The 24,034-nt window shown below is 69.3% G+C and carries 30 protein-coding genes; 14 read left to right on the forward strand and 16 right to left on the reverse strand.

All coding sequences use genetic code 11. The features are described 5' to 3' along the window. Nucleotides 1–63: 63 nt before the first annotated feature. On the forward strand, nucleotides 64–1,074 hold the full coding sequence (gene gap, locus AOM45_RS39970) for a type I glyceraldehyde-3-phosphate dehydrogenase (RefSeq protein WP_030469868.1): 1,011 nt from the start codon (nucleotides 64–66) through the stop codon (nucleotides 1,072–1,074). Between the two features lie 4 nt (nucleotides 1,075–1,078). Here gap and AOM45_RS39975 read toward each other — a convergent pair whose 3' ends face one another. Then, nucleotides 1,079–1,594 (reverse strand): flavodoxin domain-containing protein, encoded by a 516-nt coding sequence (locus AOM45_RS39975; protein WP_030469867.1) that lies wholly within the window; start codon nucleotides 1,592–1,594, stop codon nucleotides 1,079–1,081. Nucleotides 1,595–1,718: 124 nt separating this feature from the next. Between AOM45_RS39975 and AOM45_RS39980 the strand changes: the two genes are divergently transcribed. Together AOM45_RS39980 and AOM45_RS39985 are read left to right on the forward strand one after the other, a co-directional pair. Beyond that, entirely contained in the window at nucleotides 1,719–2,213 is a 495-nt protein-coding gene (locus AOM45_RS39980) for a flavodoxin domain-containing protein (protein WP_030469866.1), read from the forward strand. A gap of 115 nt (nucleotides 2,214–2,328) precedes the next feature. Beyond that, nucleotides 2,329–2,880, forward strand: coding sequence for a DoxX family membrane protein (locus AOM45_RS39985; protein ID WP_030469865.1), 552 nt, complete (start codon nucleotides 2,329–2,331; stop codon nucleotides 2,878–2,880). 70 nt (nucleotides 2,881–2,950) lie between these two features. Here AOM45_RS39985 and AOM45_RS39990 read toward each other — a convergent pair whose 3' ends face one another. The 8 genes from AOM45_RS39990 to AOM45_RS40025 all read right to left on the reverse strand — a co-directional run bounded on the left by AOM45_RS39990 (nucleotide 2,951) and on the right by AOM45_RS40025 (nucleotide 9,981). Continuing rightward, nucleotides 2,951–3,544: an Rv1733c family protein gene (locus tag AOM45_RS39990; RefSeq protein ID WP_051784054.1), complete on the reverse strand. Its 594-nt coding sequence runs from the start codon at nucleotides 3,542–3,544 to the stop codon at nucleotides 2,951–2,953. A 248-nt stretch (nucleotides 3,545–3,792) separates the two neighbouring features. Then, nucleotides 3,793–4,596: a polyphosphate kinase 2 gene (gene ppk2, locus AOM45_RS39995; RefSeq protein ID WP_030469863.1), complete on the reverse strand. Its 804-nt coding sequence runs from the start codon at nucleotides 4,594–4,596 to the stop codon at nucleotides 3,793–3,795. Then, nucleotides 4,584–7,106, reverse strand: coding sequence for an HAD-IC family P-type ATPase (locus AOM45_RS40000; protein ID WP_030469862.1), 2,523 nt, complete (start codon nucleotides 7,104–7,106; stop codon nucleotides 4,584–4,586). Before AOM45_RS40000 ends, ppk2 begins: the two co-directional genes overlap by 13 nt. Continuing rightward, complete coding sequence (locus tag AOM45_RS40005; RefSeq protein WP_081902356.1) at nucleotides 7,087–7,473, reverse strand: CBS domain-containing protein; 387 nt, start codon at nucleotides 7,471–7,473, stop codon at nucleotides 7,087–7,089. Before AOM45_RS40005 ends, AOM45_RS40000 begins: the two co-directional genes overlap by 20 nt. Continuing rightward, complete coding sequence (locus tag AOM45_RS40010; RefSeq protein WP_051784053.1) at nucleotides 7,470–7,925, reverse strand: universal stress protein; 456 nt, start codon at nucleotides 7,923–7,925, stop codon at nucleotides 7,470–7,472. The genes AOM45_RS40005 and AOM45_RS40010 overlap by 4 nt, the downstream gene beginning before the upstream one ends. Before the next feature lie 61 nt (nucleotides 7,926–7,986). Beyond that, a complete protein-coding gene (locus tag AOM45_RS40015) occupies nucleotides 7,987–8,502 on the reverse strand; it encodes a universal stress protein (RefSeq protein WP_030469859.1) in 516 nt (171 codons plus the stop codon). 71 nt (nucleotides 8,503–8,573) lie between these two features. Then, complete coding sequence (locus AOM45_RS40020) at nucleotides 8,574–9,785, reverse strand: MgtC/SapB family protein (RefSeq protein WP_030469858.1); 1,212 nt, start codon at nucleotides 9,783–9,785, stop codon at nucleotides 8,574–8,576. Nucleotides 9,786–9,789: 4 nt separating this feature from the next. Then, complete coding sequence (locus tag AOM45_RS40025) at nucleotides 9,790–9,981, reverse strand: DUF1918 domain-containing protein (RefSeq protein WP_030469857.1); 192 nt, start codon at nucleotides 9,979–9,981, stop codon at nucleotides 9,790–9,792. Between the two features lie 147 nt (nucleotides 9,982–10,128). On the opposite strand from AOM45_RS40025, the gene AOM45_RS40030 reads away from it, so the two are divergent. Continuing rightward, the gene (locus AOM45_RS40030; RefSeq protein ID WP_030469856.1) at nucleotides 10,129–10,575 is read left to right on the forward strand and encodes a universal stress protein; all 447 of its coding nucleotides are present in this window, start codon (nucleotides 10,129–10,131) and stop codon (nucleotides 10,573–10,575) included. A 54-nt stretch (nucleotides 10,576–10,629) separates the two neighbouring features. On the opposite strand, the gene AOM45_RS40035 is transcribed toward AOM45_RS40030, so the two are convergent. From AOM45_RS40035 to AOM45_RS40045, 3 genes are read right to left on the reverse strand one after another with little or no spacing between them, the layout of a single operon-like run. Next, a complete protein-coding gene (locus tag AOM45_RS40035) occupies nucleotides 10,630–11,508 on the reverse strand; it encodes a universal stress protein (protein ID WP_030469855.1) in 879 nt (292 codons plus the stop codon). Further along, nucleotides 11,505–12,077 carry a CBS domain-containing protein gene (locus AOM45_RS40040; protein ID WP_030469854.1) on the reverse strand — a complete coding sequence of 191 codons (573 nt, stop codon included), beginning with the start codon at nucleotides 12,075–12,077 and terminating at the stop codon, nucleotides 11,505–11,507. The genes AOM45_RS40035 and AOM45_RS40040 overlap by 4 nt, the downstream gene beginning before the upstream one ends. Continuing rightward, complete coding sequence (locus AOM45_RS40045) at nucleotides 12,056–12,736, reverse strand: hypothetical protein (protein WP_156094051.1); 681 nt, start codon at nucleotides 12,734–12,736, stop codon at nucleotides 12,056–12,058. Before AOM45_RS40045 ends, AOM45_RS40040 begins: the two co-directional genes overlap by 22 nt. 127 nt (nucleotides 12,737–12,863) lie before the next feature. On the opposite strand from AOM45_RS40045, the gene AOM45_RS40050 reads away from it, so the two are divergent. From AOM45_RS40050 to AOM45_RS51400, 5 genes are all read left to right on the forward strand, one after another. Beyond that, nucleotides 12,864–13,133, forward strand: coding sequence for a DUF1876 domain-containing protein (locus AOM45_RS40050; RefSeq protein WP_030469852.1), 270 nt, complete (start codon nucleotides 12,864–12,866; stop codon nucleotides 13,131–13,133). 10 nt (nucleotides 13,134–13,143) lie between these two features. Next, on the forward strand, nucleotides 13,144–13,362 hold the full coding sequence (locus AOM45_RS40055; protein ID WP_030469851.1) for an SHOCT domain-containing protein: 219 nt from the start codon (nucleotides 13,144–13,146) through the stop codon (nucleotides 13,360–13,362). A gap of 80 nt (nucleotides 13,363–13,442) precedes the next feature. Next, the gene (locus AOM45_RS40060; RefSeq protein WP_030469850.1) at nucleotides 13,443–14,096 is read left to right on the forward strand and encodes a response regulator; all 654 of its coding nucleotides are present in this window, start codon (nucleotides 13,443–13,445) and stop codon (nucleotides 14,094–14,096) included. 56 nt (nucleotides 14,097–14,152) lie between these two features. Beyond that, entirely contained in the window at nucleotides 14,153–14,623 is a 471-nt protein-coding gene (locus AOM45_RS52535) for a helix-turn-helix domain-containing protein (RefSeq protein WP_201780143.1), read from the forward strand. Continuing rightward, on the forward strand, nucleotides 14,512–15,294 hold the full coding sequence (locus tag AOM45_RS51400; protein WP_201780160.1) for an IS630 family transposase: 783 nt from the start codon (nucleotides 14,512–14,514) through the stop codon (nucleotides 15,292–15,294). Before AOM45_RS52535 ends, AOM45_RS51400 begins: the two co-directional genes overlap by 112 nt. A 13-nt stretch (nucleotides 15,295–15,307) precedes the next feature. On the opposite strand, the gene AOM45_RS40075 is transcribed toward AOM45_RS51400, so the two are convergent. Then, on the reverse strand, nucleotides 15,308–16,987 hold the full coding sequence (locus AOM45_RS40075; protein ID WP_030474289.1) for a GAF domain-containing sensor histidine kinase: 1,680 nt from the start codon (nucleotides 16,985–16,987) through the stop codon (nucleotides 15,308–15,310). Nucleotides 16,988–17,126: 139 nt separating this feature from the next. Here AOM45_RS40075 and AOM45_RS40080 point away from each other — a divergent pair, with 139 nt between their 5' ends. Then, nucleotides 17,127–18,131, forward strand: coding sequence for an Acg family FMN-binding oxidoreductase (locus AOM45_RS40080; protein ID WP_030474288.1), 1,005 nt, complete (start codon nucleotides 17,127–17,129; stop codon nucleotides 18,129–18,131). A gap of 5 nt (nucleotides 18,132–18,136) precedes the next feature. Here the strand turns inward: AOM45_RS40080 and AOM45_RS40085 are convergent, their stop codons facing one another. Both AOM45_RS40085 and AOM45_RS51405 read right to left on the reverse strand, forming a co-directional pair. Beyond that, the gene (locus AOM45_RS40085) at nucleotides 18,137–19,510 is read right to left on the reverse strand and encodes an MBL fold metallo-hydrolase RNA specificity domain-containing protein (protein ID WP_030474287.1); all 1,374 of its coding nucleotides are present in this window, start codon (nucleotides 19,508–19,510) and stop codon (nucleotides 18,137–18,139) included. 140 nt (nucleotides 19,511–19,650) lie between these two features. Next, a complete protein-coding gene (locus AOM45_RS51405) occupies nucleotides 19,651–19,857 on the reverse strand; it encodes a hypothetical protein (RefSeq protein ID WP_156094505.1) in 207 nt (68 codons plus the stop codon). 122 nt (nucleotides 19,858–19,979) lie between these two features. Between AOM45_RS51405 and AOM45_RS40090 the strand changes: the two genes are divergently transcribed. The 4 genes from AOM45_RS40090 to AOM45_RS40105 all read left to right on the forward strand — a co-directional run bounded on the left by AOM45_RS40090 (nucleotide 19,980) and on the right by AOM45_RS40105 (nucleotide 23,344). After that, complete coding sequence (locus AOM45_RS40090) at nucleotides 19,980–20,573, forward strand: hypothetical protein (RefSeq protein ID WP_030474286.1); 594 nt, start codon at nucleotides 19,980–19,982, stop codon at nucleotides 20,571–20,573. After that, a complete protein-coding gene (locus AOM45_RS40095) occupies nucleotides 20,570–21,460 on the forward strand; it encodes an ABC transporter ATP-binding protein (RefSeq protein WP_030474285.1) in 891 nt (296 codons plus the stop codon). The genes AOM45_RS40090 and AOM45_RS40095 overlap by 4 nt, the downstream gene beginning before the upstream one ends. Then, on the forward strand, nucleotides 21,450–22,250 hold the full coding sequence (locus tag AOM45_RS40100) for an ABC transporter permease subunit (RefSeq protein WP_030474284.1): 801 nt from the start codon (nucleotides 21,450–21,452) through the stop codon (nucleotides 22,248–22,250). Before AOM45_RS40095 ends, AOM45_RS40100 begins: the two co-directional genes overlap by 11 nt. A 173-nt stretch (nucleotides 22,251–22,423) precedes the next feature. After that, nucleotides 22,424–23,344 (forward strand): helix-turn-helix domain-containing protein, encoded by a 921-nt coding sequence (locus tag AOM45_RS40105; protein WP_059362943.1) that lies wholly within the window; start codon nucleotides 22,424–22,426, stop codon nucleotides 23,342–23,344. Here the strand turns inward: AOM45_RS40105 and AOM45_RS40110 are convergent. Next, a partial coding sequence (locus tag AOM45_RS40110) for a reverse transcriptase domain-containing protein (protein WP_156249763.1) occupies nucleotides 23,277–24,034 on the reverse strand: 758 nt, incomplete at its 5' end. The genes AOM45_RS40105 and AOM45_RS40110 overlap by 68 nt on opposite strands.

Below are 24,034 nucleotides of genomic sequence, written 5' to 3' on the forward strand. Positions count from 1 at the left end.
GTGCGCCCCGGTTGCACCGATGGCACCGCACCCCTTCCCCTCCCAGCCAAGTAGGAGATCCTCATGCCGGTTCGCGTTGGCATCAACGGGTTCGGTCGAATCGGGCGGGACGTGCTGCGCGCCGCCATCGACCGCAACGACACGGCGATCGAGATCGTCGCCGTCAACGACATCACCACGCCGGAGACGCTGGCGCACCTGCTCGCCTTCGACTCGACCTACGGGCCGTGGCGCAGGCACGTCTCCGCGGAGGGGAACACCCTCACCGTCGACGACCACAGCATCCTGGTGACCGCCGAGGCGGATCCGGCGGAACTCGACTGGGGCCGGCTCGGAGTGGACGTCGTCATCGAGGCCACGGGCCGGTTCCGCACCAGGGAAACGGCCGGCGTCCACCTCGAACGCGGTGCGCGCAAGGTTCTGATCACCGCTCCCGGCAAGGGCGTCGACGCCACCATCGTGCTGGGAGTCAACGACGACGTCTACGAGCCGGGCGCACACCACATCATCTCGAACGCGTCATGCACCACCAACTGCGCGGCCCCGATGGCGGCCGTGCTGAACGAGGCGTTCGGCATCGTCGAGGGCGTCATGACCACGATCCACAGCTACACCGGCGACCAGGCGCTGCTGGACCGGCCGCACAAGGACCTGCGCCGGGCGCGTTCCGCGGCGGTGAACATCATCCCGACCTCCACCGGCGCGGCCCGGGCCATCGGACAGGTCATCCCGGCGCTGGACGGCAAGCTCGACGGACTGGCCGTGCGCGTCCCGGTCGAGGACGGCTCGCTCACGGACCTGACGGTCCGGCTCACCGAGCCGGCCACCGCGGATCAGGTGAACCGCGCCTTCGAGGAGGCGGCAGCCAGGCATCTCAAGGGAATTCTGCGCTACACCACGGATCCGGTCGTGTCGCGGGACATCATCGGTGACCCGGCGTCGTGCGTGTTCGACGCGTCGCTGACCAAGGTTCAGGGGCACGTCGTGAAGGTGATGGGCTGGTACGACAACGAATGGGGCTACGCCAACCGCACCGTGGACCTCGCGGACCGCGTCGCCCGCACACTGCCCTGAGCGGTCACGTCTTCAGTTCGGCGAGCGCGTCGGCGATCGACGCGCTCCACCGTTCGATCTCGGCCCAGTCGCGGAAATCGCCGAACCGGCCACCCATGGCGCGGAACAGGAACGCGCCGACCTTCCCGAACGTCGCCGGCGTGATCACCCCGGTGAACAGGCGGTGCTCCACCGGGGTGACGTCCCCGAGCAGCTCCGCGAGGACGTCGGCCTCCTCCAGCATCGCCCATCCGCGCAGCGGGCCCCGCAACGCGCCCGGTGAGCCGACGCTGAACAACCACACCGGCTTGCCGCGCAGACCGCGCCGGTTCGCGGCGAGGAAGTCCGCGCCCTCCGGCAACCAGGACTGGTCGTGCACCGCGCTGCCGATCACGAACGCGTCGTAGCACGCCACGCCGGCCACCTCCTCGACCGAGCGCAACACCACCTCGTGCCCCCGTGCCATCAGCGCGCCTGTGATCCACTCGGCGATGCCCGCCGTCGAGCCGGCAGCACTCGCGTAAACCACCAGAACTCGCATCATCGCCTCCTCGTCCACCTTCCAGGATCGTCTGGAACGAAGAGCGACTTCAGTAGCGGGTGTCCCTGCCCAGGCGAGCCCAACGACCCTGTCCCACCTGGATCGCCAGCGCAAAAGTGTTGGTATGACCGAGATTCTCGTCGCATACGCGACCAAGATGGGCGGCACGAAGGAGATCGCCGAGGCGATCGCGGCGCGCATTCGGGCCGCCTCGCACGAGGTGACCGTGCTCGACGCCGCGGACGTCGGCTCTGTCGCGGACTACAAGGCCGTTGTTCTCGGCAGTGCGCTCTACGCCGGCCGGTGGCGTCCAGAAGCGGTGAAGCTGTTGAAGCGGAACGCGGATCTGCTCGCCAGGCGTCCGGTGTGGCTGTTCCACAGCGGTCCGCTCGGCAGCGACCTCTCCGCGCAGAAGGCGCCGCGCAAGGTGCAGGAACTCGCCACCCGCATCGGCGCGGACCAGCCGTTCACGTTCGGCGGCCGCCTCACCGGCCAGACCGCTGTCGGTTTCCTCGCCAAGAAGATGGCGAACGGTCCGATGGCGGGCGACTACCGCGACTGGGACGCGATCGACCTGTGGGCGTACAAGATCGCCCAGCACCTGGTCGCCGCGCGATGAGTCTGCTGTGGCGTGCACCGCCAACAGACTCATCCGGTGCGGTCCCAAGGACCCTGGGTGCGCCACCCCCGGCACGCGAAGCTCGTAGTCAGGACGAAACACCTGGGAGGTAACGATGTCTGCTGTTCACGTGCCCGTCCGAACCCGCACCGACGCGGGCGCGATGTCGCTCGCGGTGCTGCGCATCGCGACCGGTCTGCTGTTCCTCTGGGCCTTCTTCGACAAGGCGTTCGGGCTCGGCTACGCCACGCCCGCCAAGAACGCCTGGTTCTCCGGAGGCTCGCCCACCAAAGGTTTCCTCGGCCACGTCAACGTGGGACCGTTCCAGTCGACGTTCCGCGACTGGGCCGGCGCCTGGTGGGCCGACACGCTCTTCATGGTCGGCCTGCTCGCGATCGGTGTCGCGCTGGTGCTCGGCATCGGCCTGCGCGTCGCGGCCGTCACCGGCACGCTGATGATGCTGCTGATGTGGGCAGCCGAATGGCCGCTCGCGCAGCACGACTCCGCCGGCGCGGCGACGATGTCCACCAACCCGGTCATCGACTACCACATCGTGTACGCGCTGGTGCTCATCGTCGTTGCGACAACGGCTTCCAGCGCCATCTGGAGTCTGGCCCAGTGGTGGTCCGACCTGCCGTTCGTCCGCGCGAACCCCTGGCTCAAGTGACTACAACGCGAAATGGGGGCGCCGCAGCTGCGGCGCCCCCATTTCCGGCGTTTCAGTTGGCCGACGACCGTCACCGACCCGTCCATTCGGGTGCGATCCGCTTCCACTCGTCCGCCCACCGCCGGCGGCGGAATCTCCTGTGGACGAACGTCGTGACGAGATAGAGCAGCGCCATCGAGCCCGCGGCCGCGCTCCACAACAGGAGGGCCAGCACGATCGCATCGATCGCAGCCCCCTCGTTGGTCATCGGAGGCTCAGTCACACGCCCGTCCCGGTCGACCCAGATCGGCACGACAGCGCCGGCTTTGGCGTCGTAGTGGGCCTGGACGGGCCCGCGCCGGGCACTGCCGTCGCGCAGGCGCCACTGGGCGAGCACGGGAACCGTCTCCACGACCCCGCCCCGCTCGGACGAGCCGATCGTGTGCGGGGCGTCCTCGATCAGGACCGCCTCCGCGCGACTCCTGCTCACCTGTTCGACGGCAACTCGCTCCCGTTGCGTCGCATAGATCTCCGACCCGGCCGCACCGGCCACGGGGACGGCCAGCATCGCCACCGCGATGCCCAGCACGAGCACCGTGCTCTCGATCCGGTCGCCTGTGGTCGCGAGCTCGTTGCGGTAGGGAAAGGCTTGATGGACGAGTCTGGACATCCGTTTCGCGGTCATGGTCCACCTCCTTCCTCAAGATTTCCGGGTCGGCGCCCCGATCCACAGGGACCAACGTCTCGACCCCGCTGAGCCCGTGGTCTCGGTCTGGGAGGAGGCCCACGCGTCCGGTCGACGCCGTGCGAGCCGCGCGCGGTCCTCCTGTCACGCCGCGTGTTCTTGGTCCACGCCGGGGCGGACCACAGGGGCGCGCTGTCGAACTTCCCCGCCACACGCGCAATGCCTGGCCCGCGGTGTCGCCCAGGAGTTCAGCCGGACCGGCCGTCGAGCTCACCCGCCCGGTCGGGCACCTCGCGCTGCAACGTGCGCGCGGTGCGCTGGTAACCCTGCGACGGCGGCCGATGCGGCAGCGTGATCTCGGGCGGGGTCACCTCGTGGTAGTCGATCGTGCTCAGCAGGTGGGCGATCATGTTGATCCTGGCCCGCCGCTTGTCGTCGCCTTCCACCGCGTACCAGGGGGACTCGGCGATGTCGGTGTGCACCATCATCTCGTCCTTCGCCCGCGAGTAGTCCTCCCAGCGCGTCAGCGACTCGAGATCCATCGGGGAGAGCTTCCACCGCTTCAACGGGTCCCGGAGCCGCCTGCGGAACCGGTGTTCCTGTTCGGCGTCGCTGACCGAGAACCAGTACTTGCGCAGCAGGATGCCGTCCTCGACGAGCATCCGTTCGAAGACCGGGCACTGCCGGAGGAACAGCCGGTGTTCCTCCGGTGTGCAGTAGCCCATCACGCGCTCGACACCGGCGCGGTTGTACCAGCTGCGGTCCAGCAACACGATCTCGCCCGCCGCCGGCAGGTGCGCGACGTAGCGCTGGAAGTACCACTGGGTGCGTTCCCGCTCACTCGGGGCGGGCAGCGCGACGATGCGGGCGACCCTGGGGTTGAGGTGCTCGGCGATGCGTTTGATCGCCGAGCCCTTGCCCGCCGCGTCCCTGCCCTCGAACACGACGACGAGTCGCGCACCGGTCTCCCGCACCCACTCCTGCAGCTTCACCAGCTCGATCTGCAACCGGTACAGCTCCCGCTCGTAGACGTCCCGCTTCAGCCTGTCCATCGGCGTCTCCGCCACTTGTCCAGCTCCACCAGCACGTACGACACCGCGCTCAGCACGAGCACGACCAGCCAGGGCTGCCAGCCGAGCGGAGCTGTGTGGAACAACGAGTTCATGAACGGCGCGTAGGTGAGCAGCAGTTGCAGACCGACAGTCAGCGCGACGCCGACGAGCAGCCACCTGTTCGGCCCGGTGCGCGGACGGATGCGTTCCAGGGACCGGCAGTTGGCCAGATAGGCGATCTGGGCACCGACGAACACGTTGACCGCGACCGTGCGGGCGACTTCCAGCGACGCTCCCGCCGAGAGCTGCCAGCGGAACGCCCCGAACGAGCAGGCCAGGAGGATCGCCGACACGAACAGGATCCGTCCGACCAGGCTGCGGGTGAGCAACGGAAGCGAAGGCGGTAGCGGCGGACGGTTCATCACGCCCGGTTCACGTGGCTCGAAGGCCAGGGTCAGTCCCAGCGCGACGGCGGTGGTCATGTTGATCCACAGGATCTGCACCGGCAGGATCGGCAACGCGGCGCCGAGCAGGATCGCGGCGAGGATCACCAGCCCCTCCGCCATGTTGGTGGGCAGGGTCCAGATGATGAACTTGCGCAGGTTGTCGAACACCGCGCGGCCTTCCTCGACGGCGGCGCGGATCGACGCGAAGTTGTCGTCGGTGAGCACCATGTCCGCCGCCTGCTTGGCGACCTCCGTGCCGCCGCGGCCCATCGCGACGCCGATGTCGGCCCGCCGCAACGCGGGTGCGTCGTTCACGCCGTCGCCGGTCATCGCGACGACCTGGCCGTCCGCCTGGAACTGCTTGACCAGCCGCAGTTTCTCCTCCGGGGCGACACGGGCGTGCACGTCGGTGATGCCGAACTCCGCGGCGATCGCGCGAGCGGTGGCCGGGTGGTCACCAGTGATCATCTTGACCTCGACGCCCGCCGCCTGGCAGGCGTGCACGGCCTCGATCGCCTCGGGCCGGGCGGGGTCGTGCATGGCGACGAGACCGAGCAGCCGCACGTTGCCGCGCAGGGCTTCCTCGGTCATCTCGACGCCGGTGGCACGGCCGATCGCGAGAACGCGCAGCCCGGCGGCGGCCAGCTCGTCCGCTTCGGCGCTGTGGGGAAGTCCCGCGAGGTCGAGCAGCTTCTCGACCGCGCCCTTCAGGTAGATCACGTCGTTCTCGTGCCTGGTGGCCATGAACAGCCGTTCCGAGCTGAACGGCAGCACGTCGACCCGTGCCGTCAGGTCGGAGGAGTCCAATCCGATCTTCTGGGCGGCCACCACGAGCGCGGCCTCCGTGGGATCGCCGACGGGAAGCCAGCGGCCGTCCTCCTCCACGATTCGCGCGTCGTTGCAGGCCAGGCCCGCGAGCAGGCACTCACGCACCGCCGGGGTCACCGCCGGCGTGAAGACACCGGTGGGCGTGTAGCCGATCCCCGACACCTCGTGCCGCACTCCCCCGACCACCACCGCGTTCACCGTCATCGCGTTCGCGGTCAGGGTTCCGGTCTTGTCCGTGCAGATGATCGTGGTGCTGCCCAGCGTCTCCACCGCCGGCAGGCGCCGGATGATCGCGTTGCGCCGTGCCATCCTGGACACACCGATCGCGAGCGTCACGGTGACCGCCGCGGGCAGCCCCTCGGGAATCGCTCCGACCGCCAAGGCCACCGCGGCGGTGACCATCTCGGCGAACGGTTCGCCGCGCAGCACCCCGACCACCACGCTGAACGCGGCGAGGCCGAGGATCACGACCGTCAGCACCTGGCTGAAGTGGGCGAGCTTGCGGGTCAGCGGCGTCTGCACGGTCGCTGTCGTGCTCACCAGCCGGTGCACCCGGCCGATCTCGGTCTCCGCACCGGTGGCCACCACGACCCCGCGCCCGCTGCCCGCCGTCACCAGCGTGCCGGAGTAGGCCATGTTGGCGCGGTCGGCGAGCGCGGTCTCCGGCGGCAGCACGACCGAGTTCTTCGCCGACGGCACCGACTCGCCCGTCAAAGCCGACTCGTCGACGCGCAACTCCCGCGCCACCACCAGCCGGAGGTCGGCGCCGACCTGGTCGCCCGCGTCGAGCAGCACGACGTCGCCGGGCACGAGCTCGGCCGACGGGACGCGAGCGCTCACACCGTCGCGCACCACGGTGACCTCGGTGCGCACCATCGCCACGAGCGCGTCGAGCGCCTTCTCCGCACGGGCCTCCTGGACGAAGCCGATGATCGCGTTGATCACGACCACGCCGAACACCACGGAGGCGTCGACGACCTCGCCGAGCGCGGCGGTGATCGTCGCGGCGGCGAGCAGCACGTAGATCAACGGGTGGTGCAGCTGCCCGAGCAGTCGCAACGTCCAGTGCTGTCCACGCCGCGGCGGCAGCTCGTTCGGACCGAGGTCGTCGAGCCGCTGCCGCCACTGCGCCGTCGAGAGCCCGGCGTCCTGGTCGGTCTCCGCGAGCACCACGACCTCGGGCACCGGCAACCCGTGGTGCGCGACGTCCTCGCGGTCAGCCGTGGGAACCGGCATGACCAACTCGCAGATGCGGGTCCTCGTGACTGATCGCCCGCAGGACGTCGTGCCGCGTGACCACACCGAGGATCAGGCCGTCCTCCAGGATCGGCACGCTGAGCACCTCGCGCAGGGTCATCGCGTCGTACAGCGTGGCCGCCTCCATCTCCGGGCCGGCGGTCAGGACGGGTTGCGACATCACGTCCTCGACCTTGCCGGTGACGCCCGCGCAGGCGGCCTTCGTCACCACGCCGCGGAACACCCCGTGGTCGGACACCGGCAGCACGGTGAGGCCGGAGTCGTCCATGAGGCCCTCGGCGTGCCGGGCGAAGTCACGTGGCCCGACCGTCACGAGCGGACCGGCCATGACGTCCCTTGCCCTCATCGGGTCGCCTCCGCGGACTCCCGGTCGGTCACCGGGATGACGACGACCGGCGTGTGGGCGTGCCGCACCACGTGCATGCTCGTCGAGCCCAGCACGATCTGACGCATCCAGTGGCCGGTGTGCGAGGCGACGACCAGCAGTGCGGCGCCCTCCGACGCCTTCTCGAGCACTTCTGCCGCGTAGCCCCGCAGACTGCGCCGCACGATCTCGGGCAGCTCGGCGCGTCCCTCCGACGCCGCACGCACCGACTCGTCGATCAGGGCCTCCGACTCGGCCTCGGCCTGCTGCACGGTGTTCTCCCGCCAGTCGGCCATGGGCTCGTAGTTCCAGGCGTTGACGACGTGCAGCGTGCAGCCGCGAACGACAGCCTCGTCCATCGCCCACCGGAGCGCGCTGTTCGACGCCGGGGTCCCGTCGACACCCACCACGATCGGGTTTGCTGTCGTGCTCATCGAGTCCTCCTCAGTTGCCGCAGAAACGGGTCGGCCTGCCGGGCGTGGCCGGTTCGTGCTCTCACAGCAACGGTCCGGGGGTCAGCGGCACGGCGGCTTCGGCGGCTTCGGCGGCAGGACGCTCTTCCTGCTCCGTTTCGGGCGCGCGGATCACGACCACCGGGCAGGAGGCGTGGTGCACGCAGTACGAGCTGACCGAGCCCAGGATCGCCTCGACGATCGTGCTGTGGCCGCGGTTGCCGACCACGAGCAGCTCAGCGTCTTTCGAAGCCTCGACCAGCGCGGTGCGCGGATCGGCTTCGACGAGGACCGGGCGGACCTCGACGCCTTCGAAGCCTTCCACCGCCTTGTCCAGTCCTTCCTGGGCCGCGGCACGCATCGCCTCCGGCGACATCGAAATGACCACCTCGGCGGGTACCGCGCCGATGACGAACCCGTAGTCCGGGTGCCACGCGGTGACCGCGTCGACCCTGCACCCACGCCGCCGAGCGTCCTCCACGGCCCATTCCAGCGCCGCCCGCGCGGCGGCCGATCCGTCCACGCCGACCACCACGGGCCGGGATTCGTTCTCGCTCATGCACTTGAGCCTCCCGGCCCGCGTGATCAGCAGTGAGTGGCCCGAGTCCCGTGCGGTGCGGGACCTTCGTCCTACCAGGCCACACCGAGTGCCACCGCGACGACGACAGGCGCCAGCCACGCGGCCAGCTTCACCGCGAACCCCGGTCCACCGGCCACCGCGGCGAGCACGAGTTTGACCACCGTGTTCGTGGCGAGCGCGGCACCGCAGGCCAGCACCGCGGTGTGCACTGGAATTGACTGCGGCGCGAGGGACGCGGCGGCGATGGCCGCGGCGTGCGCGTCCGCGAGCCCTCCGAGCGCACCCGCGGCCACCACTCCCCCGCCACCCAGCCATTCGGCCGCCGTCCGAGTGATCACCAGGAACAGCACGAGGATCCCGGCCAGCACCAACGCGGCCTTGATCGACATCGGTCTGCCGACCACCGGTTCGTCGTCGGCTTCCGCGGGTTTGGTGCGCCACACGAGCCAGGCCACCTCCACCAGCAGCACCACCGCGCCGGCGCCGATCGCGGGCAGCAGCCGCAGCGCGACCGGCGGGCTCGCCACCGCCGTCACCGCGACGATCTGCGCGAGCGTGGCCAGGTTCACCGCCACGGCGCCGGGAAACGCCGCCGCGCCGACGGCCCGGTACTTGCGGCCCATCACCGCCGTCGTCGCCGAACCGGACACGAAGCCCCCGGCGAACCCCGTGACCAGGAGGCCCCAGCGCTGTCCGAACGCCCGCGCGGACACGTACCCGGCCCAGCCGATCACCGTGACGGCGATGACGAGCCACCACACCCTCGTCGGGTTCAGCACTCCGTACGGCCCCAGCGGCCGATCCGGCAGCAACGGCAGCACCACGAAGGCGACCACGAACAGGACCATCGCGTCGCGGACGTCCTGGTCGCTCACGACCTTGCGGGCGAAGCGGTGCAACGGCCGTTTCGCCGCGAGCAACGCCGCCACCACCACACCGACAGGTACCGCGAGCTCGGGCCGCTGCCAGGCGAGCGCGCCCAGGAGGAAAGCCGTGATGGCCGCGATCTCGGTGGTCGCACCGGGCTCCGTGGTCCGCAGGTACCAGGCGATCACCAGCGCGGCGACGGCCACGAGCGCGACGCCCAGTGCGATCGGCGACACCGCCGCGCTCACGGCACCGGCCAAGGCGATCAGCGGGAACGTCCGCGAGCCCGCCGGTCGCACCGAGTCGCGCGCGTTGTCGTGCTCGCGTTCGACACCCAGCAGGAGGCCGATCGCGAGTGCCGTCGCGAGGTGCCCCAGCGCGACCGCCGTGTTCACGGGCTCAGCCCGCGGCCTTCACGACGTGCGCGTCCGGTCCGGGGAAGACCAGGGTCTCGTGCTCGGAGTCCAGCCACCGCACCAGGTACGGCGGCGTGCCGTCCTCGTGCCTGACCTCCGTGATCAGCCCACGCCGACCGCCGTGGTCGATCACCGGTCCCTCTACGACCAGCCAGTCACCGGCTTCGGCCTTCATGGCACACCTCCTGCTCGAGTTCCTTAGAGGGTTCGCCACGGCCGAGCGCACGAGCAGGGCGAATGGGCTCGCCCGAGTCATGACGTTGGTCCCTGCCAGCCGCCGTGGAGAGACGGCCACGCTCGTGATGAGCGATGGGAGGAGACGATGAGGACACCGGTGATCGTGGTCGGCGTGGACGGTTCCGACCAGTCGAACGCCGCGCTGCGGTGGGCGCTGGAGGAGTCGGCGCGCCGCGGCGCCAGGGTGGAAGCGGTGCTCACCTACTTCCACGAGCCGGTGTTCGTGCCGGCGACCTTGATGGGTCTGAACCCGTACGGCGAAAGGCCGCAACGCCACCCCGCACAGGAACTGCACGCCAACGTCGAGCTCGTGCGCGCGACGGTGCCCGACGCACCGGACGTCACCGAGGTCGTCGAGGTGGGCGACGCGGCGGACCACCTGGTCGAGGCCTCCCGGCACGCCGACCTGCTCGTGATCGGGACCCGTGGCCACGGCAGGGTCGCCGGAGCCGTGCTGGGCGGAGTCGCCCAGAAGTGCCTGCACGGCGCTGAATGCCCGGTGGTGGTCATCCCACCGCGCGCGGTGAAGTGATCGGAACCGGCTGAGGCGGCCTCCCACCGCGGGAAGGCCGCCTCGGCGTTTCTCTCACTCGACGGGCCGGACGATCGCCAGCGGGCACGGCGCGTTGTACACGAGCGCCTGACTCGTCGACCCGAGCAACATCCCGGCGAACCCGCCGTGCCCGTGGCTGCCCACGACCACGAGCTGCGCCTCCGCGCCGTACCGCATGAGAGCCCGCACCGGACGGTCCCGCAGCACCACGCGGTGAACGGCGACGTCCGGGTACTTCTCCTGCCAGCCGGCCAACCGCTGAGCCAGCAGCCGCTGTTCCTCGCCCTCGACCTGGCTCCAGTCCACCGTGAACCGCGACGCGCTGTACGCGCTCTCCACCATGAAGTCCTGCCAGCACATGATCGCGGTCAACGAACAGCCGCGCATCGAGGCCGCCTCGAACGCGAACGCCAGCGCGGCCTCGCTCGTCGGCGAACCGTCCACACCGACCACCACCGGACCGTCCGGCACCGAGGTGCCGCGGACGACGACTGTCGGGCACTTCCCGTGCGCGGCGAGTGCGAGTGCGGTCGAGCCCACCAGCAGGCCGGTGACGTTGCCGAGGCCCTGTGACCCCAGCACCACCAGCCGGGCGTCGCGCGACTCCTCGATCAGCAAATGGATCCCGCTGTCGTTGAGGACCTCGGTCGTCGCCTCGACGTCCGGTGCGGCGGCACGGGCAGCGGCGACCGCTTCGGCAAGCCATCCGTGCGCTTGGTCCTCGATCGCCTTCCGGATCTCGTTGCCGGTCATGATGATCTCCGGATATCCCCTGACCGGCAGGGAGTACCCGTGCACGAGCCGCAACGGCACGTGGTGGCGGGCGCATTCGTCGGCTGCCCACTTCACCGCCGCCAGCGCCGACGACGAGCCGTCGACACCGACCACGACGGGCGCGTCAGGTCCCTTCATCGCTTTCCCTCAGTCAGCACGCGTACCCGCAGCACTCCGGGAACCGACCCGGTGAGTGCGCTGATCACGCGTTCGGTCTCTTCGTCCGCCGCTTCTCCGCCGACCACGGCTTCGCCGTCCTGCACCACGACCGTCCACTTGCGACTGCCGCCGCTGTAGAGGTCCAGCATTCGCTGGGCTTCGGCCGACACGGTCGTGTCCGTGCGGGCGAGGACCCGCACGAGGTCGCGCCGGGTGACGATGCCGACGACCTGTGAGCCGTCGACGATCGGCACGCAGCGGATGCGGTCGTCCACGAACACGCGGGCGATCACGGCGCCCTGTGCGCCGGTGTCCATCGCGACGGCGGGAGAGGTCATCACCTCGCCCACGGTCTTGCCGCCCGTCTCGTCGACGTAGCCGTTGCGCAGCAGGTCAGCCTCGGTGACGATGCCGATGAGCCGCTTGTCGTCGTCCACCACCGGCAGTGCGGTGAACCCGTGCGACACGAGCAGCGCCGCGGCGCCGCGCACGGGCACGTCCGGTGTCACCGTGATGGCCGGACTGGTCATGATGTCGCTAGCACGCATGGCGCTTCTTCCTTCCGGTCCTTGGCACCCACGAGCAGCAACGCCTGCGGGAAGCCCGCCAGCTCGTGACGTTCGATCAGCCCGGCCCGCCACTCCTGCCGGTGCATCAGGTGGATCACCGGGCGGACCCGCAGTCCCGCGGACCGCGCCGCGAGAACCGCCGCCTGCAACGCGGCACCGCCTCGCACGTGGTCCGGACGGCCGTCGCCGACCGTCACGACGACGAGGGTGTCGTCGTCGACCGGGTGCAGCTCGGTTCCCGCCCAGTGGTTGGCGGACACGAGATTCCTCGCTTCACCGTCCCCGGTGCCCTCGGACAACCGGGTGGCCTGGTGCTGGGCGAGCTCACGGGGGTCCGGCGGTTGCCGCCGGTCGGCTTTCACGACCGCGATCAGATCCGGGTTCGCGTGGTCGGACGGGAACACCACCTTGGCGTGCCAGCCGGCGGTCCGGACGGCGAGCACGATGTGCTCCAGCGCCGCGCCGCAGGTGAGCAACCTGTCCATGCCGAGCGGGTCGTGCGACGACCTGTGCCGGACCTCGTAGAGGTACACCGACCGGTTGTGCAGCTCGAGCACCCAGGGTTTGCCCGGGCTGTACACGGGCGCACTCCTGGCCGCTTCCACGATTTCCGCCGCCTCCGCGGCACTCCAGCGCATGCTTCGACGATCCGGCGCACGGCGGTGCGCCGGACAGAGCGGAGGGTCTCGCCCGGTGCGGGACGTTGGACTCTGCGAGCGGGTCAGGGCCGCGTTCCAAGCTGGAGTCCCAGGACGAGGAGGTTCCATGAGCACCGCCAAGAAGTGGTCCGTCGAGATCCACATCGACGAGCACGAGTCGCGGACCAGGGCGGAGGCACGCCTGCACACGGCGGACAAGACGCACCTGGTCGGGACCGGCCTGGCCCGGCTCAACCCCGCGGACCGCGACGTTCCGGAGATCGGTGACGAGCTCGCGGCGTCGCGGGCGCTCTCCGACCTCGCGCACCAGCTGCTGGACGCGGCCGCGAACGACGTCGAGGGCGTCACCCGGACCCCGGCACAGCTGAGCGAGTGAGGAGCGGACGATGTACTACGGCACCCCGATGGGCTGGGGCGGGTTCGTGGTGATGACGCTGGGCATGGTCGTGTTCTGGAGCGTGCTCCTCACGGTCGTCGTGCTGCTGGTCCGCCGTCGTGACGAGCACGGTGGCTCGGCGCTGCGGATCCTCGAGGACCGGCTGGCCAGAGGTGAGATCGACACCGACGAGTTCGACCGGGTCCGCAAAACCCTGCGTTCTCGTTGATCAGAGTCTTTGGTCCCTGTGTCGGCTCGCTCGCGGGGAGGATCGTTCCGTACCACGTCGTTGAGCGAGAGGTGGTAGCGGTGGTCGCGCGTGTCTTCCTGGTCGACGACCACGAGGTCGTCCGCGTCGGGATCAGAGAACTGCTCAGCGCCTCGGAGGACCTCGAGGTCGTCGGCGAGGCCTCCTCGGTCACCGAGGCGCTCACCAGGGTGCCCGCGGTGGCGCCTGACGTCGCCGTGCTCGACGTGCGGCTACCGGACGGCAACGGCATCGAGCTGTGCCGGGAGCTGATGTCCCGGCTGCCCGACCTCAAGTGCCTGATGCTCACCTCGTTCACCGACGACGAGGCGTTGTTCGACGCGATCATGGCGGGCGCATCGGGATTCGTGCTCAAGCGGATCGTCGGCAGCGACCTCACCAACGCCGTCAAGACCGTCGCAGCAGGACAGTCGCTTTTGGACGCACGCTCCACCGCCGCGCTGCTGAACCGGATCCGCCGCGAACGCGAGAGCGGTGATCCCCTGCGGATGCTCACCGAACAGGAGCGCACGGTGCTGGACCTGGTCGGCGAGGGTCTCACGAACAAGCAGATCGCGGACAAGATGTTCCTCGCCGAGAAGACGGTCAAGAACTACGTGTCGCACCTGCTCGCCAAACTCGGGCTGGAACGCCGCACTCAGGCCGCCGTGCTCGCCTCGAAGCTCGTCAAGCCCACGCCGGCCGAAGAGGGCTAGGTCCTAGTAGCGTGTCGCTGCTTAGTTATGGCGCCTGCGGCTGGGAGGCTGTTGTCATGGCCTCCCAGCTGAAACGGCCGGTGACGTTGTCCGCGCGGGATCGTGAGGAGTTGATCCGGCTGACGACAACGGGTGTGCATTCGGCGTCGGCGATCAGGCGGGCGCGGGTGCTGCTCGCGCTGGACACCTCGGTGGGCGAACCGGATCCGAAGGAAGTGATCGCGGACCGGCTCGAGGTCTCGGGCGAGATGCTGCGACTGGTCGCCAAGCGATTCGCCGAGACCGGTGGTGATGTGCTGGCCACGATCGGACGTAAAAAGCGGGATCTTCCGCCGGTGCCCTCGCCGGTGACCGGCGAGGTCGAGGCGCGGCTGATCGCCCTGGCATGCTCGCAGCCGCCGGCCGGGCATGCGCGGTGGTCGTTGCGGCTACTGGAGAAACACGTCCAGCTCACCGAGGACATCCCGAACCTGGACCACTCGACCATCGGCCGGGTTTTGAAAAAACGGAACTGCGTCCTCACCTGAGGAAGTGCTGGAACATCCCGCCGCGGTCCAACGCGGAGTTCGCCGCCCGCATGGAGGACGTGCTCGCCGTCTACGCCCGGCGCTATGACCCGGCCCGGCCGGTCGTGTGCATGGACGAGAAACCCTTCCAGTTCCTCGGCGAGGTCCGCGAGCCACTCCCGGCCCGGCCGGGCCGCGATGCCCGGCAGGACAGTGAATACGTCCGGTGCGGCACCTGCTCGATCTTCGTGTTCGCCGAGCCCCTGCGCGGCTGGCGCCGCGTGCATGCCCTGCCCCAGCGCACCATGCTCGACTGGGCCGCGCAGGTCAAACAACTCCTGACCGTGGACTATCCCGACGCCGAGACCGTGGTGCTGGTCATGGACAACCTCAACACCCACGCCATCGCCTCTCTCTACGAGGCCTTCGCGCCAGACGAGGCGTTCTCACTCGCCCAGCGCCTGGAGATCCACCACACGCCCAAACACGGCTCCTGGCTCAACATCGCCGAGATTGAACTGTCCGCGCTATCACGGCAATGCCTCGACCGCCGCATCAGCGACCTCGACACCCTCAACACCGAACTCACCGCCTGGCAACACGCCATCAACACCGAGCAACGCAAGGTCCGCTGGCAATTCACCACCGACGACGCACGCGTCAAACTCCGCCACCTCTACCCCAAGAGTTAGCCGCGACACCCTACTAGTCCAGCGGCACCCGCCACGTCACCCGCGTGCCACCGCCGGGCTCGTCCGTGACGGTGCAGGACCCGCCGCAGCCGCCCGCACGGTGCTCCAGGTTGCGCAGACCGCTGCGGGCCACGTGCGGCGGCATGCCGACGCCGTTGTCCACCATGCTGATGGTCAACGCGTCACCCGCCTCGACGGTGAGCGTCAGGTCGGTCGCCTGCGAATGGCGCAGCGCGTTGCCGACCACCTCCTTGACCACGGCCTCAGCCTGCTCGCCGATGTGTTCGGGCACGAGGTTGTCGATGGTGCCGCTCATCCGCACCGCGGGCGTCAGCGCGGCGCCCTCGGTCAGCTCGGCCACGATGTCGAGCAACCGCCGCCGCAGCCCCGTGTCGTCGTCAGCGGCCTGCAGGTCGAAGATCGACGTGCGAATCTCCAGCACCGTCTCGTCGAGGCTGTTGACGGCTTTCTGCACCCGCCGCCTGACCTCGGGGTGGGTCACCCACGTCAGTGAGCCCTGCAAGCTCATGCCGGTGGCGAACAGCCGTTGGATCACGTGGTCGTGCAGGTCGCGAGCGATCCGGTCGCGGTCCTCCAGCACGTCCACCAGACGTCTCGCCTTCTGGTTCTCCCCGAACTCCAGCGCCACCACCGTCTGGTCGGCGAGGGACGCGAGCAGCGGCATCAGGTCCGGTCCGAACGGCACCGCGCCCTTCTCCCGAACGGTCACCAGGAGGCCGGTCACCGTCGTGCCCGCGCGCATCGGGACGATCACGCACGCGCCGAGCTCCGTGTCCACCGCACCGAAAAGCCCCTCCAGGTCCTCCACCAGCATCGGCGCACCCGAGGCGAGCACGTCGGCGAGGACCGTCCCCGAGGGGTCGATCGCGCCCTCGACCAGCGACACCCCTGCCTGAGCAATGGCCCGCAGACGCTGGTCAGGGCCGTCGGCGAGCAGCACCGCGACGCTGTTCGCAGCCGCCAGCTCCGAGCACCGGTGGACGATGAGCCCCAGCGCGTCCTCGGCGGAGGCACCGCCCAGCAGCAGCGAGTTGATCTCCGCGGTGGCTTCGAGCCACCGCTCGCGCAGCCGCGACCGTTCGAAGAGCCTGGCGTTCTCGACCGCTACGCCGGCAGCTGCCGCGAGTGCCTCCAGGACCACCTCGTCATCAGGGGTGAAGTCGGCTCCATCGATCTTCTCGGTCATGTAGAGGTTGCCGAACACCTCGTCGCGCACGCGCACGGGAACACCGAGGAAGCTGTGCATCGGCGGGTGGTTGGCCGGGAAACCCACCGAGGCGGCGTGCTCGCTGAGGTCGTGCAACCGGATCACCCGCGGTTCCTCGATCAGCAGGCCGAGCAGCCCCTTGCCCTCCGGCAGGTGTCCCATTCTCGAGCGGGTCTCGGCGTCGATCCCGACGTAGACGAACTGGGAGAGGTTGTCGCGCTGACCGAGCACGCCCAACGCGCCATAACGAGCCCCGACGAGCTCGACAGCAGCCTGGACGATGCGTTGCAGGGTCGAGTCGAGTTCCAGGCCGGCACCGACCGCCAGCACAGCGTCGAGCAGGCCCTGCATCTTGTCCCGTGTCGAACCGACCTCGGCCAGCCGCTCCCGCATCTCGTCGAGCAGGTCGTCGAGCCTGAGCCCGCCCAGCAGGCTGCGCGACCGGCTCTCTGCTGAACCCGTCATGGATCGAAGCCTGGCACGCGGTCGTTCTGCCGCCAAGCAATCCCGGCCAGGTCGGGACCTTCGGCGGTGTGGTCCGTTTCGCGAACGGGTGACAGTTTCGGCACCGGGTTCGGCAAGCAGGGCGACGGGAGGGTCAGGAATGGCTCACGTGATCGCGGCGTTGGGACTCCCACCGGAGCAGGTGGAGGCAGCGCTGCGATCCGCGTCGCTCGCGCCGTCCGTGCACAACAGCCAGCCGTGGCGGTTCCGGGTGCTGCCCGACCGCATCGAGCTGCACCCCGACCTCGGCCGGAGGCTTCCGGCCACGGATCCGGAGGACCGCGAACTGCGCCTGTCCTGCGGCGCCGCGCTGTTCAACCTGCGACTCGCGCTGCAGGGATTCGGTGTGCGCCCGCTCGTCACGATCACGCCCGGCCACCCGGCGCCTGACGCGCTGGCGATCGTCCGCCGCGTCGGTGGGCTCACTCCTGACGACGAAACGCGGACCCTGCTCAAGGCCGTTCCGCTGCGCCGCACCAACCGGCGGCCGTTCTTCGAGTCCGGTGTGGACGCGCGGCACGCGTACGCCATGGTGCGAGCGGCTCAGCTCGAACGGTCGTGGCTGCACATCGTCGGATCCCGCGAGGAGGTCGCCCGGATGAAGGACTTCGTGCGCCGCGCCCACCGGATCCAGCAGGAGGACCCCGAGGTGCAGGCCGAGCTCGGCACCTTCACCGGGCACCGACCCGGCGCCACCGACGGTGTGCCGCCCGCGTCGGCGGGCTTCCACCCCGAGGCGCAGGACGAGTGGGCGTTCCGCGACTTCCACCCCGGGCACGAGCACGAACGCCTGTCGGGGAAGGACTACGAGTCCAACCCCCTGGTCGCGGTCGTGTGCTCGCACCACGAAGGCCCGCTGGGCGAGATCCAGGCGGGCCAGGCGATGCAACGGGTGCTGCTCACCGCCACCACGCTCGGCCTGTCCGCGTCCTTCATGTCCCAGCCGATCGAGGTCCGCACCGTGCGAGAGGAACTGCGCCGCGCGCTGGGCGGCGTGCTCGTGCCCCAGGCCCTGCTGCGCATGGGCTTCAGCACACCGGTCCCCGCCACACCGCGACGACCGGTCGCTGAACTGCTGATGGAGCCGACGACCTCGACGAGCTGAGCGGGTCACACCAGGACCCGCTCACCGTCCTTCGGCACGACCGCGGTCCACCCGTGCTCGGTCTCCAACCTGTCCGCCAGTGTCGCGGCGCTCTCCGGTTCGCCGTGGACGACGTAGGTGGTGGCCGGGGCGGGACCGCTGGTCGCCCACGCCATCAGCTCGTCCGCGTCGGCGTGCGCGCTGAACGCGTCGAGCACCTGGACCTGGGCCTTCACCGGCACGTACCGGCCGTGAATCTTGATCTCGCGGGCCCCGTCGACCAGCGAGCGGGCCCGCGTGCCGACCGCCGCGTAGCCGACGATCAGGACCGTGTGCCTGTTGTTGGGCAACATGTGCTTCAGGTGGTGCAGCACCCGGCCGCCGGTGGCCATGCCGGACGCGGAGATGATGATCGACGGCTTCTTCGGGTCGTTGGCCTGCATCGACTGGGCCGAGGTGTGCAGCTCCGCGAGCTGACCGGGGTCGAACGCGTCCTCGCCGTTCATCAGCTCGGGACGGATCTCCGGCCAGCTCTTCGCGACCGCCTGCCGGTAGACCCGCAGTGACGCCAGTGCCATCGGGCTGTCCACGAACACGGGCAGGTCGGGAATCTCCCCCGCCCGCACCAGCTTGGCGAGCTCGATGAGGATCACCTCCGTGCGGTCCACCGCGAACGCGGGGATCAGCACGCTGCCACCGCGTGCCGCCGTGCGCCGGATGGTCTCCGCGAACAACGCCGTCGCCGCGGCGTCGTCGTGCGGGCGGTCGCCGTAGGTCGACTCGATCAGCAACGCGTCGCAGGCAGGTCTCGGTTGCGGTGGCAGCAGCACGCGATGGGCGGGCCTGCCCAGGTCACCGCTCACGACCACGCTGCGATCGCCCAGCGTCAGATGTGCCCAGGCCGAGCCGAGGATGTGGCCGGCGCGGCCGAACTCCAGGCCGACGCCGGCGGCGATCGACCGGGGCGCTTCGAAGTCGATCGGCCGGAACAGCTTGGTGGCGCGCTCCGCGTCGCCCGCGTCGTACAACGGCAGCGCGGGCTTGTGCTTGGACCAGCCCGACTCGTTGGCCTGGCGTGCTTCCTCCACCATCAGGTGCGCGCTGTCGGCCAGCACGATCGCGGCCAGGTCGGCGGTGCCCTCGGTCGTGAACACCGGTCCACGCCACCCGTGCCGCACCAGCACCGGCAGATAACCGCTGTGGTCCAGGTGGGCGTGGGTGAGCACGACCGCGTCGAGCCGATCGAGGTCCAGCGGAGGCTGCTGCCAGTTGCGGCGCCGCAACGGTGCCAGCCCCTGGAACAACCCGCAGTCCACCAGGACCTGCGACCTGCCGGTGTCGAACAGGAACTTGCTTCCGGTGACCGTGCCGGTGCCGCCGAGAAACGTCAGCGTGCTCATCGTCGTGCCTCCTCGTGCTGGAGACCACACGGTCCTTCGTCCGCCGCCCGTCGACACAGCGGCACGAGACCCAGTGGTGCCAGGACTTTCGTCCCGCGAAGGTGCCCACCCTCCGCACTGGGAACGGCTCTGGCGCCAGGTCACCGTGGACTTGTGGAACCTGTCGTCGTGATCGCGGACGGCTCCCCGTGGAGCGAGGAAGCCGTGCGGTGGGCTGCGACGCGGTGGTGGTGCGAGGTACGACCGCCGAACGGCACGGCCTGCACGGACACGTCACGGCTCGCGTCAGCGGTGGACCCGACGACGCCGCTGTCCTCGCCCGCCCCGTCGTCTTCGCCACGAGCCACAGCGCGACGCTCCGAGTTCTGCACGCCGCGCCGTTGCCCGTGCGGCGCCGTGACCAGGGCCGCGCTCCACCACGCCCCTTGCCCCGTGCTCGTGGTGCACCGATCCGTCCAGGAGGAAGACCGTGGCGTCCCTTCCCTTCCCGCTCCTCGCCGACCAGTTCGCGCCGAGGTCTGAGTTCGGCCGCACCGACCACGTCGTGGTGGACGCCGATCCGGCCGCGACGTACAAGGCGGTGCACAACCTCGACCTGACGGACCTGCACGGCTTCCTCGTCACCGCTGCCGTACGCCTGCGCGAACTGCCCGAACGATGGCGTCAGGACCGCTCTCCCCGGCAACGCACGCGGTTGACGATCCAGGACCTCGACGCGGGCACCGACTGGGTCGTGCTCGGCGAGAACCCCGGCCACGAGATCGTGTTCGGCGCGATCGGCAAGGCCTGGAAACCCGTCGCCCAGTGGGTTCCGGTCGAGGCACGGGACTTCATGGACTTCAACGCACCCGGCTACGCCAAGGTGGTCTGCTCCGTCTCCGTGCTCCCCTACGGCCAGCGCCGCACGCTCGTCACCGCCGAGATGCGGGTCGTCCTCACCGACCCGCGCGCGTGGCTGAGCTTCCGCCGCTACTGGCGGATCAGCACACCGTTCGTGGGCATCATCAGCCGCGCGATCCTGCGCACCGTCAAACACTCCGCGGAAACAGGCGGTCTGCGATGAACGTCATCAGCACACGGCAGCTCAGCAAGTCCTACGGCAAGACCGTCGCGTTGCGGGACCTGGACCTCGAAGTGCCTCCCGGCGAGGTGTACGGGTTGCTGGGGCCCAACGGCGCCGGCAAGACCACCACGCTGCGTCTGCTGATCGACGTGATCAGGCCGACGCACGGCAGCATCAGGCTCTTCGGCGCGCAGATGTCACCACGGCTGCGTGGCCGGATCGGCTACCTGCCCGGCGATCTCGTGCTCTACGACCGGTTGACCGGCGCCGACTACCTGGGCTTCTGCGGGGCGTTGCGCGAGCACCCCGACCTCTCCGAGGCGTTGCGGCTCGCCAAGCGCCTCGACCTGGACCTCGACCGGCGCACGGACGAGCTCTCCAAGGGCAACCGGCAGAAGCTCGGGATCGTGCAGGCCTTCGCACACCGGCCTGAGCTCGTGATCCTCGACGAGCCCGCGAGCGGCCTCGACCCGTTGGCGCAGCGGGAGTTCCACACCTACCTGCGCGAGTACGTCGACGGCGGCGGCACGGTGCTGTTCTCCTCGCACGTGCTGTCGGAGGTCGAGCACGTGGCCGACCGCGTCGGCATCCTGCTCGCCGGGAGCCTCGTCGTCGAGGACACCGTCACGTCGTTGAAGGCCAACGCCGTGCGGGAACTCACTTTCACCTTCGGCGAGGAGGTCGCGGCAGCGTCCTTCAGCGGTATACCCGGTGTGCAGGCGGCAGTTCAGGTCAGCGGCACGGAGGTCCGCTGCCGCGTCACCGGCGCGGTCGGCGAGCTCGTGCGCACCGCGGCCAGGTTCCCGCTTCTCAACGTCACGAGCCACGAACCAGACCTCGAGGACATCTTCGTCCACTACACCGAGGAGCACTCCGATGGCGACTGAGCTCATGACGAAGTCGTTGCGGGACAACCGCGGCAGCACCACCGGCTGGGGCATCGCGCTCATCGCGAGCGTGCTGCTGCAGCTCGCCGTGTACCCGGCCGTGCGGGATGCCGCGGGTGAGTTCGAGAAGCTGCTCGAGTCGTACCCGGAGTCGTTCAAGGCGCTCTTCAACGTCCAGCAGTCGCTCGCCAGCGGGGTGGGCTACCTGCAGGGCGAGGTGTTCGGTTTCCTCGCGCCACTGGTGCTGCTGGGCGTCGCCATCGGCCAAGCCTCCAGAGCGACGGCGGGCGAGGAGAAGGCCCACACGATGGATCTGCTGCTGGCCAATCCGATCTCCCGCACCCGTCTGCTGCTGGACAAGGCGCTCGCGGTGTTCACCTCACTCGCCCTCGTCACGGTTGCCTTCGGTGCTGTGCTCGTGGTGGGAAGCAGCGTGGCCGGTCTCGGAGTGCCTTGGCTGGACCTGGTGTGGGCGGTCACGGCGAGTGCGGTGGTGGCGCTGCCGTTCGGCGCTCTGGCTTTGCTCGTCGGTGCGCTCATCGGCCGGCCTGGCCTCGCGGTCGCGATCCCGGTCGGACTCGGTCTGCTGACCTACCTGCTCGACGCCCTTTCGCCGCTGTCAGAGGGTTTGCGGCCGTGGCGGGTGCTCTCTCCGTTCCACCACGCGGCGGTGAACGACGCGTTGACGGGTGACCCGAACTGGCTCGGTCTGGCGGGACTGGTCGTGCTCACCGCGGTTCTCGTCGCGGGTGCGGCGATGGCGTTCGAGCGGCGGGAGATCAGGGCCTGAGCGCAGCCTGTGGTGGTGGATGAACGGAACCTTCGTCCACCACAGGTCGATGAAGGTTCCGTTCATCGACGACGCTTGGTTTGGGGGCGTGCTGGGACGACTTTGCCGTGGCCCTGGTTTTCACCCGAACGAGCCGGTTCTGTGGAATGAATCCAAACCCTAACGTCGAAGGCATGACCGCGATCATTTCCACCGCGTACAGCCGGGACCTCGGCGACGAACTGCGCAGGCTGCGGGAGTCCTGCACCGGGCTGGGCGGCCGTGCGATGGCCATTCAGCTTGGATGGGATCCAAGCAAGGTGTCCACCATCGAGAACGGCAAGGCGCGGGCGAGCGACATCGACCTCGTCCAGTACCTCGCGACCTGCGGCAAGGACATCGACTTCATGGAGGACTTCCGCCGCCGCTACCGCAACGCCTTCGACCTCTACTTCGTGCAGGTGCCGGACAACCTCCGCACGATCGCCATGACCGAGTCGATGGCCAAGAAGATCGTCTCCTACGACATCATGACGGTGCACGGTCTTCTGCAGACGCAGCGCTACGCGCGTGAGCTGTTCGTGGACGGGGATATCGAGGCCCCCGAAGACATCGAGAAGTACGTGCAGGCACGTATGGAACGGCAGACGATCCTGCGGCGGCCGAACCGCCCGGAGTGCCTGTTCTACGTGCACGAGCTCGCTTTGCAGCTGCACCTCGGCGACGCGCAGCTGATGGAGGACCAGTACCTGCGTCTCCTGTTCAACACCCACATCCTCCGTGTCGTGCCCGCGAACGTGAGGGGCGCCGCATTTCAGACCAAGTGCACCCTGTACGAGTTCGAGAAGGTACCTCCGGTGGTGTTCACGGAGACCAACATGGGCCAGGTGTTCGCACAGGACAACGCGGCGGTGGAGCGCGGCAGGAGGTTGTTCGAGCGATTGGATGCCGTGGCCTTGGAGTCGGGTAGCCCAGGGGAGTTTCACCCCTGGGCTCCCACAGATCCCGGCGTGACAGTCTCCCGTCACCGGGCTCTTGTCACTCTGGTCACCAGACGCGCGGGACCGAAGTTACCCAGGTCCAGTGCGCGAACATGCGGGGGTGTCGCTGCGTGATTCCCCACCAGCACTGGAAGGATTTCTTCTTGGCCCGCAACCGTTTGTACTTCTTACGGATCCAGCGCATCAGGTAGGCGTTGATGCGCGACAGGAGTTGATACAGGGCGGAGCGGTAGAACGCTCCGTAGTACTGCATCCAGCCTCGCACGACAGGGTTGATCCTGCCTGCGAGGTCGGCGAAGGAGTGACCGGTACGTCGGTGCAGCCGCCAGGACCGCACTTCCGCGTTGATCTTGTTCAGGGCGTCCTTGCTGATCGCGGGCAAGAACCTGTTGAAGTTCCCGTTCTTGCCCCGCGCCCGCCGCTGCCGGAACGTGAATCCCAGGAATGTGAACGACGTGTGCTCGTGCGAGCCTCGCCGCTTGCCGTCCTGGCAGTACACGATCTTCGTCTTGTCGGGGTGCAGTCGCAGCCCGACCTGTTCCATCCGCTGCGCTATCGCCCTGGCCACAGTTTCGGCCTGGGCCTTGCTGGCGCAGTGCACGACGGCGTCATCGACGTACCGTTCGAACGGGACGGTCGGGAACTCCCGTGCCATCCACGCGTCGAACGCGTAGTGCAGGAACAGATTCGCCAGCACCGGTGAGACCGCGGACCCTTGCGGGGTGCCGCGATCCCGTTGCACAAGGCGGCCGTCCGCATGTTGCAGCGGCGCTCGCAGCCACCGCTTCACATACAGCACGACCC

The sequence above is a fragment of the Lentzea aerocolonigenes genome (assembly GCF_000974445.1).
GTDB lineage: Bacteria > Actinomycetota > Actinomycetes > Mycobacteriales > Pseudonocardiaceae > Lentzea > Lentzea aerocolonigenes.

Excerpts from the sequence above, each read along its gene's own strand:
- AOM45_RS39990 (WP_051784054.1), bottom strand. The coding sequence starts at position 3,544 with ATGACCGCGAAACGGATGTCCAGACTCGTCCATCAAGCCTTTCCCTAC.
- AOM45_RS40080 (WP_030474288.1), top strand. The coding sequence starts at position 17,127 with ATGGCTCACGTGATCGCGGCGTTGGGACTCCCACCGGAGCAGGTGGAG.
- AOM45_RS39985 (WP_030469865.1), top strand. The coding sequence starts at position 2,329 with ATGTCTGCTGTTCACGTGCCCGTCCGAACCCGCACCGACGCGGGCGCG.
- ppk2 (WP_030469863.1), bottom strand. The coding sequence starts at position 4,596 with ATGGACAGGCTGAAGCGGGACGTCTACGAGCGGGAGCTGTACCGGTTG.
- AOM45_RS40105 (WP_059362943.1), top strand. The coding sequence starts at position 22,424 with ATGACCGCGATCATTTCCACCGCGTACAGCCGGGACCTCGGCGACGAA.
- AOM45_RS40035 (WP_030469855.1), bottom strand. The coding sequence starts at position 11,508 with ATGAAGGGACCTGACGCGCCCGTCGTGGTCGGTGTCGACGGCTCGTCG.
- AOM45_RS40075 (WP_030474289.1), bottom strand. The coding sequence starts at position 16,987 with ATGACGGGTTCAGCAGAGAGCCGGTCGCGCAGCCTGCTGGGCGGGCTC.
- AOM45_RS40005 (WP_081902356.1), bottom strand. The coding sequence starts at position 7,473 with ATGAGGGCAAGGGACGTCATGGCCGGTCCGCTCGTGACGGTCGGGCCA.
- AOM45_RS52535 (WP_201780143.1), top strand. The coding sequence starts at position 14,153 with ATGGCCTCCCAGCTGAAACGGCCGGTGACGTTGTCCGCGCGGGATCGT.
- AOM45_RS39980 (WP_030469866.1), top strand. The coding sequence starts at position 1,719 with ATGACCGAGATTCTCGTCGCATACGCGACCAAGATGGGCGGCACGAAG.
- AOM45_RS40100 (WP_030474284.1), top strand. The coding sequence starts at position 21,450 with ATGGCGACTGAGCTCATGACGAAGTCGTTGCGGGACAACCGCGGCAGC.
- AOM45_RS40000 (WP_030469862.1), bottom strand. The coding sequence starts at position 7,106 with ATGCCGGTTCCCACGGCTGACCGCGAGGACGTCGCGCACCACGGGTTG.
- AOM45_RS40085 (WP_030474287.1), bottom strand. The coding sequence starts at position 19,510 with ATGAGCACGCTGACGTTTCTCGGCGGCACCGGCACGGTCACCGGAAGC.
- AOM45_RS40095 (WP_030474285.1), top strand. The coding sequence starts at position 20,570 with ATGAACGTCATCAGCACACGGCAGCTCAGCAAGTCCTACGGCAAGACC.
- AOM45_RS40045 (WP_156094051.1), bottom strand. The coding sequence starts at position 12,736 with ATGCGCTGGAGTGCCGCGGAGGCGGCGGAAATCGTGGAAGCGGCCAGG.
- AOM45_RS39975 (WP_030469867.1), bottom strand. The coding sequence starts at position 1,594 with ATGCGAGTTCTGGTGGTTTACGCGAGTGCTGCCGGCTCGACGGCGGGC.
- AOM45_RS40010 (WP_051784053.1), bottom strand. The coding sequence starts at position 7,925 with ATGAGCACGACAGCAAACCCGATCGTGGTGGGTGTCGACGGGACCCCG.
- gap (WP_030469868.1), top strand. The coding sequence starts at position 64 with ATGCCGGTTCGCGTTGGCATCAACGGGTTCGGTCGAATCGGGCGGGAC.
- AOM45_RS40040 (WP_030469854.1), bottom strand. The coding sequence starts at position 12,077 with ATGCGTGCTAGCGACATCATGACCAGTCCGGCCATCACGGTGACACCG.
- AOM45_RS40050 (WP_030469852.1), top strand. The coding sequence starts at position 12,864 with ATGAGCACCGCCAAGAAGTGGTCCGTCGAGATCCACATCGACGAGCAC.
- AOM45_RS40055 (WP_030469851.1), top strand. The coding sequence starts at position 13,144 with ATGTACTACGGCACCCCGATGGGCTGGGGCGGGTTCGTGGTGATGACG.
- AOM45_RS40030 (WP_030469856.1), top strand. The coding sequence starts at position 10,129 with ATGAGGACACCGGTGATCGTGGTCGGCGTGGACGGTTCCGACCAGTCG.
- AOM45_RS40025 (WP_030469857.1), bottom strand. The coding sequence starts at position 9,981 with ATGAAGGCCGAAGCCGGTGACTGGCTGGTCGTAGAGGGACCGGTGATC.
- AOM45_RS40015 (WP_030469859.1), bottom strand. The coding sequence starts at position 8,502 with ATGAGCGAGAACGAATCCCGGCCCGTGGTGGTCGGCGTGGACGGATCG.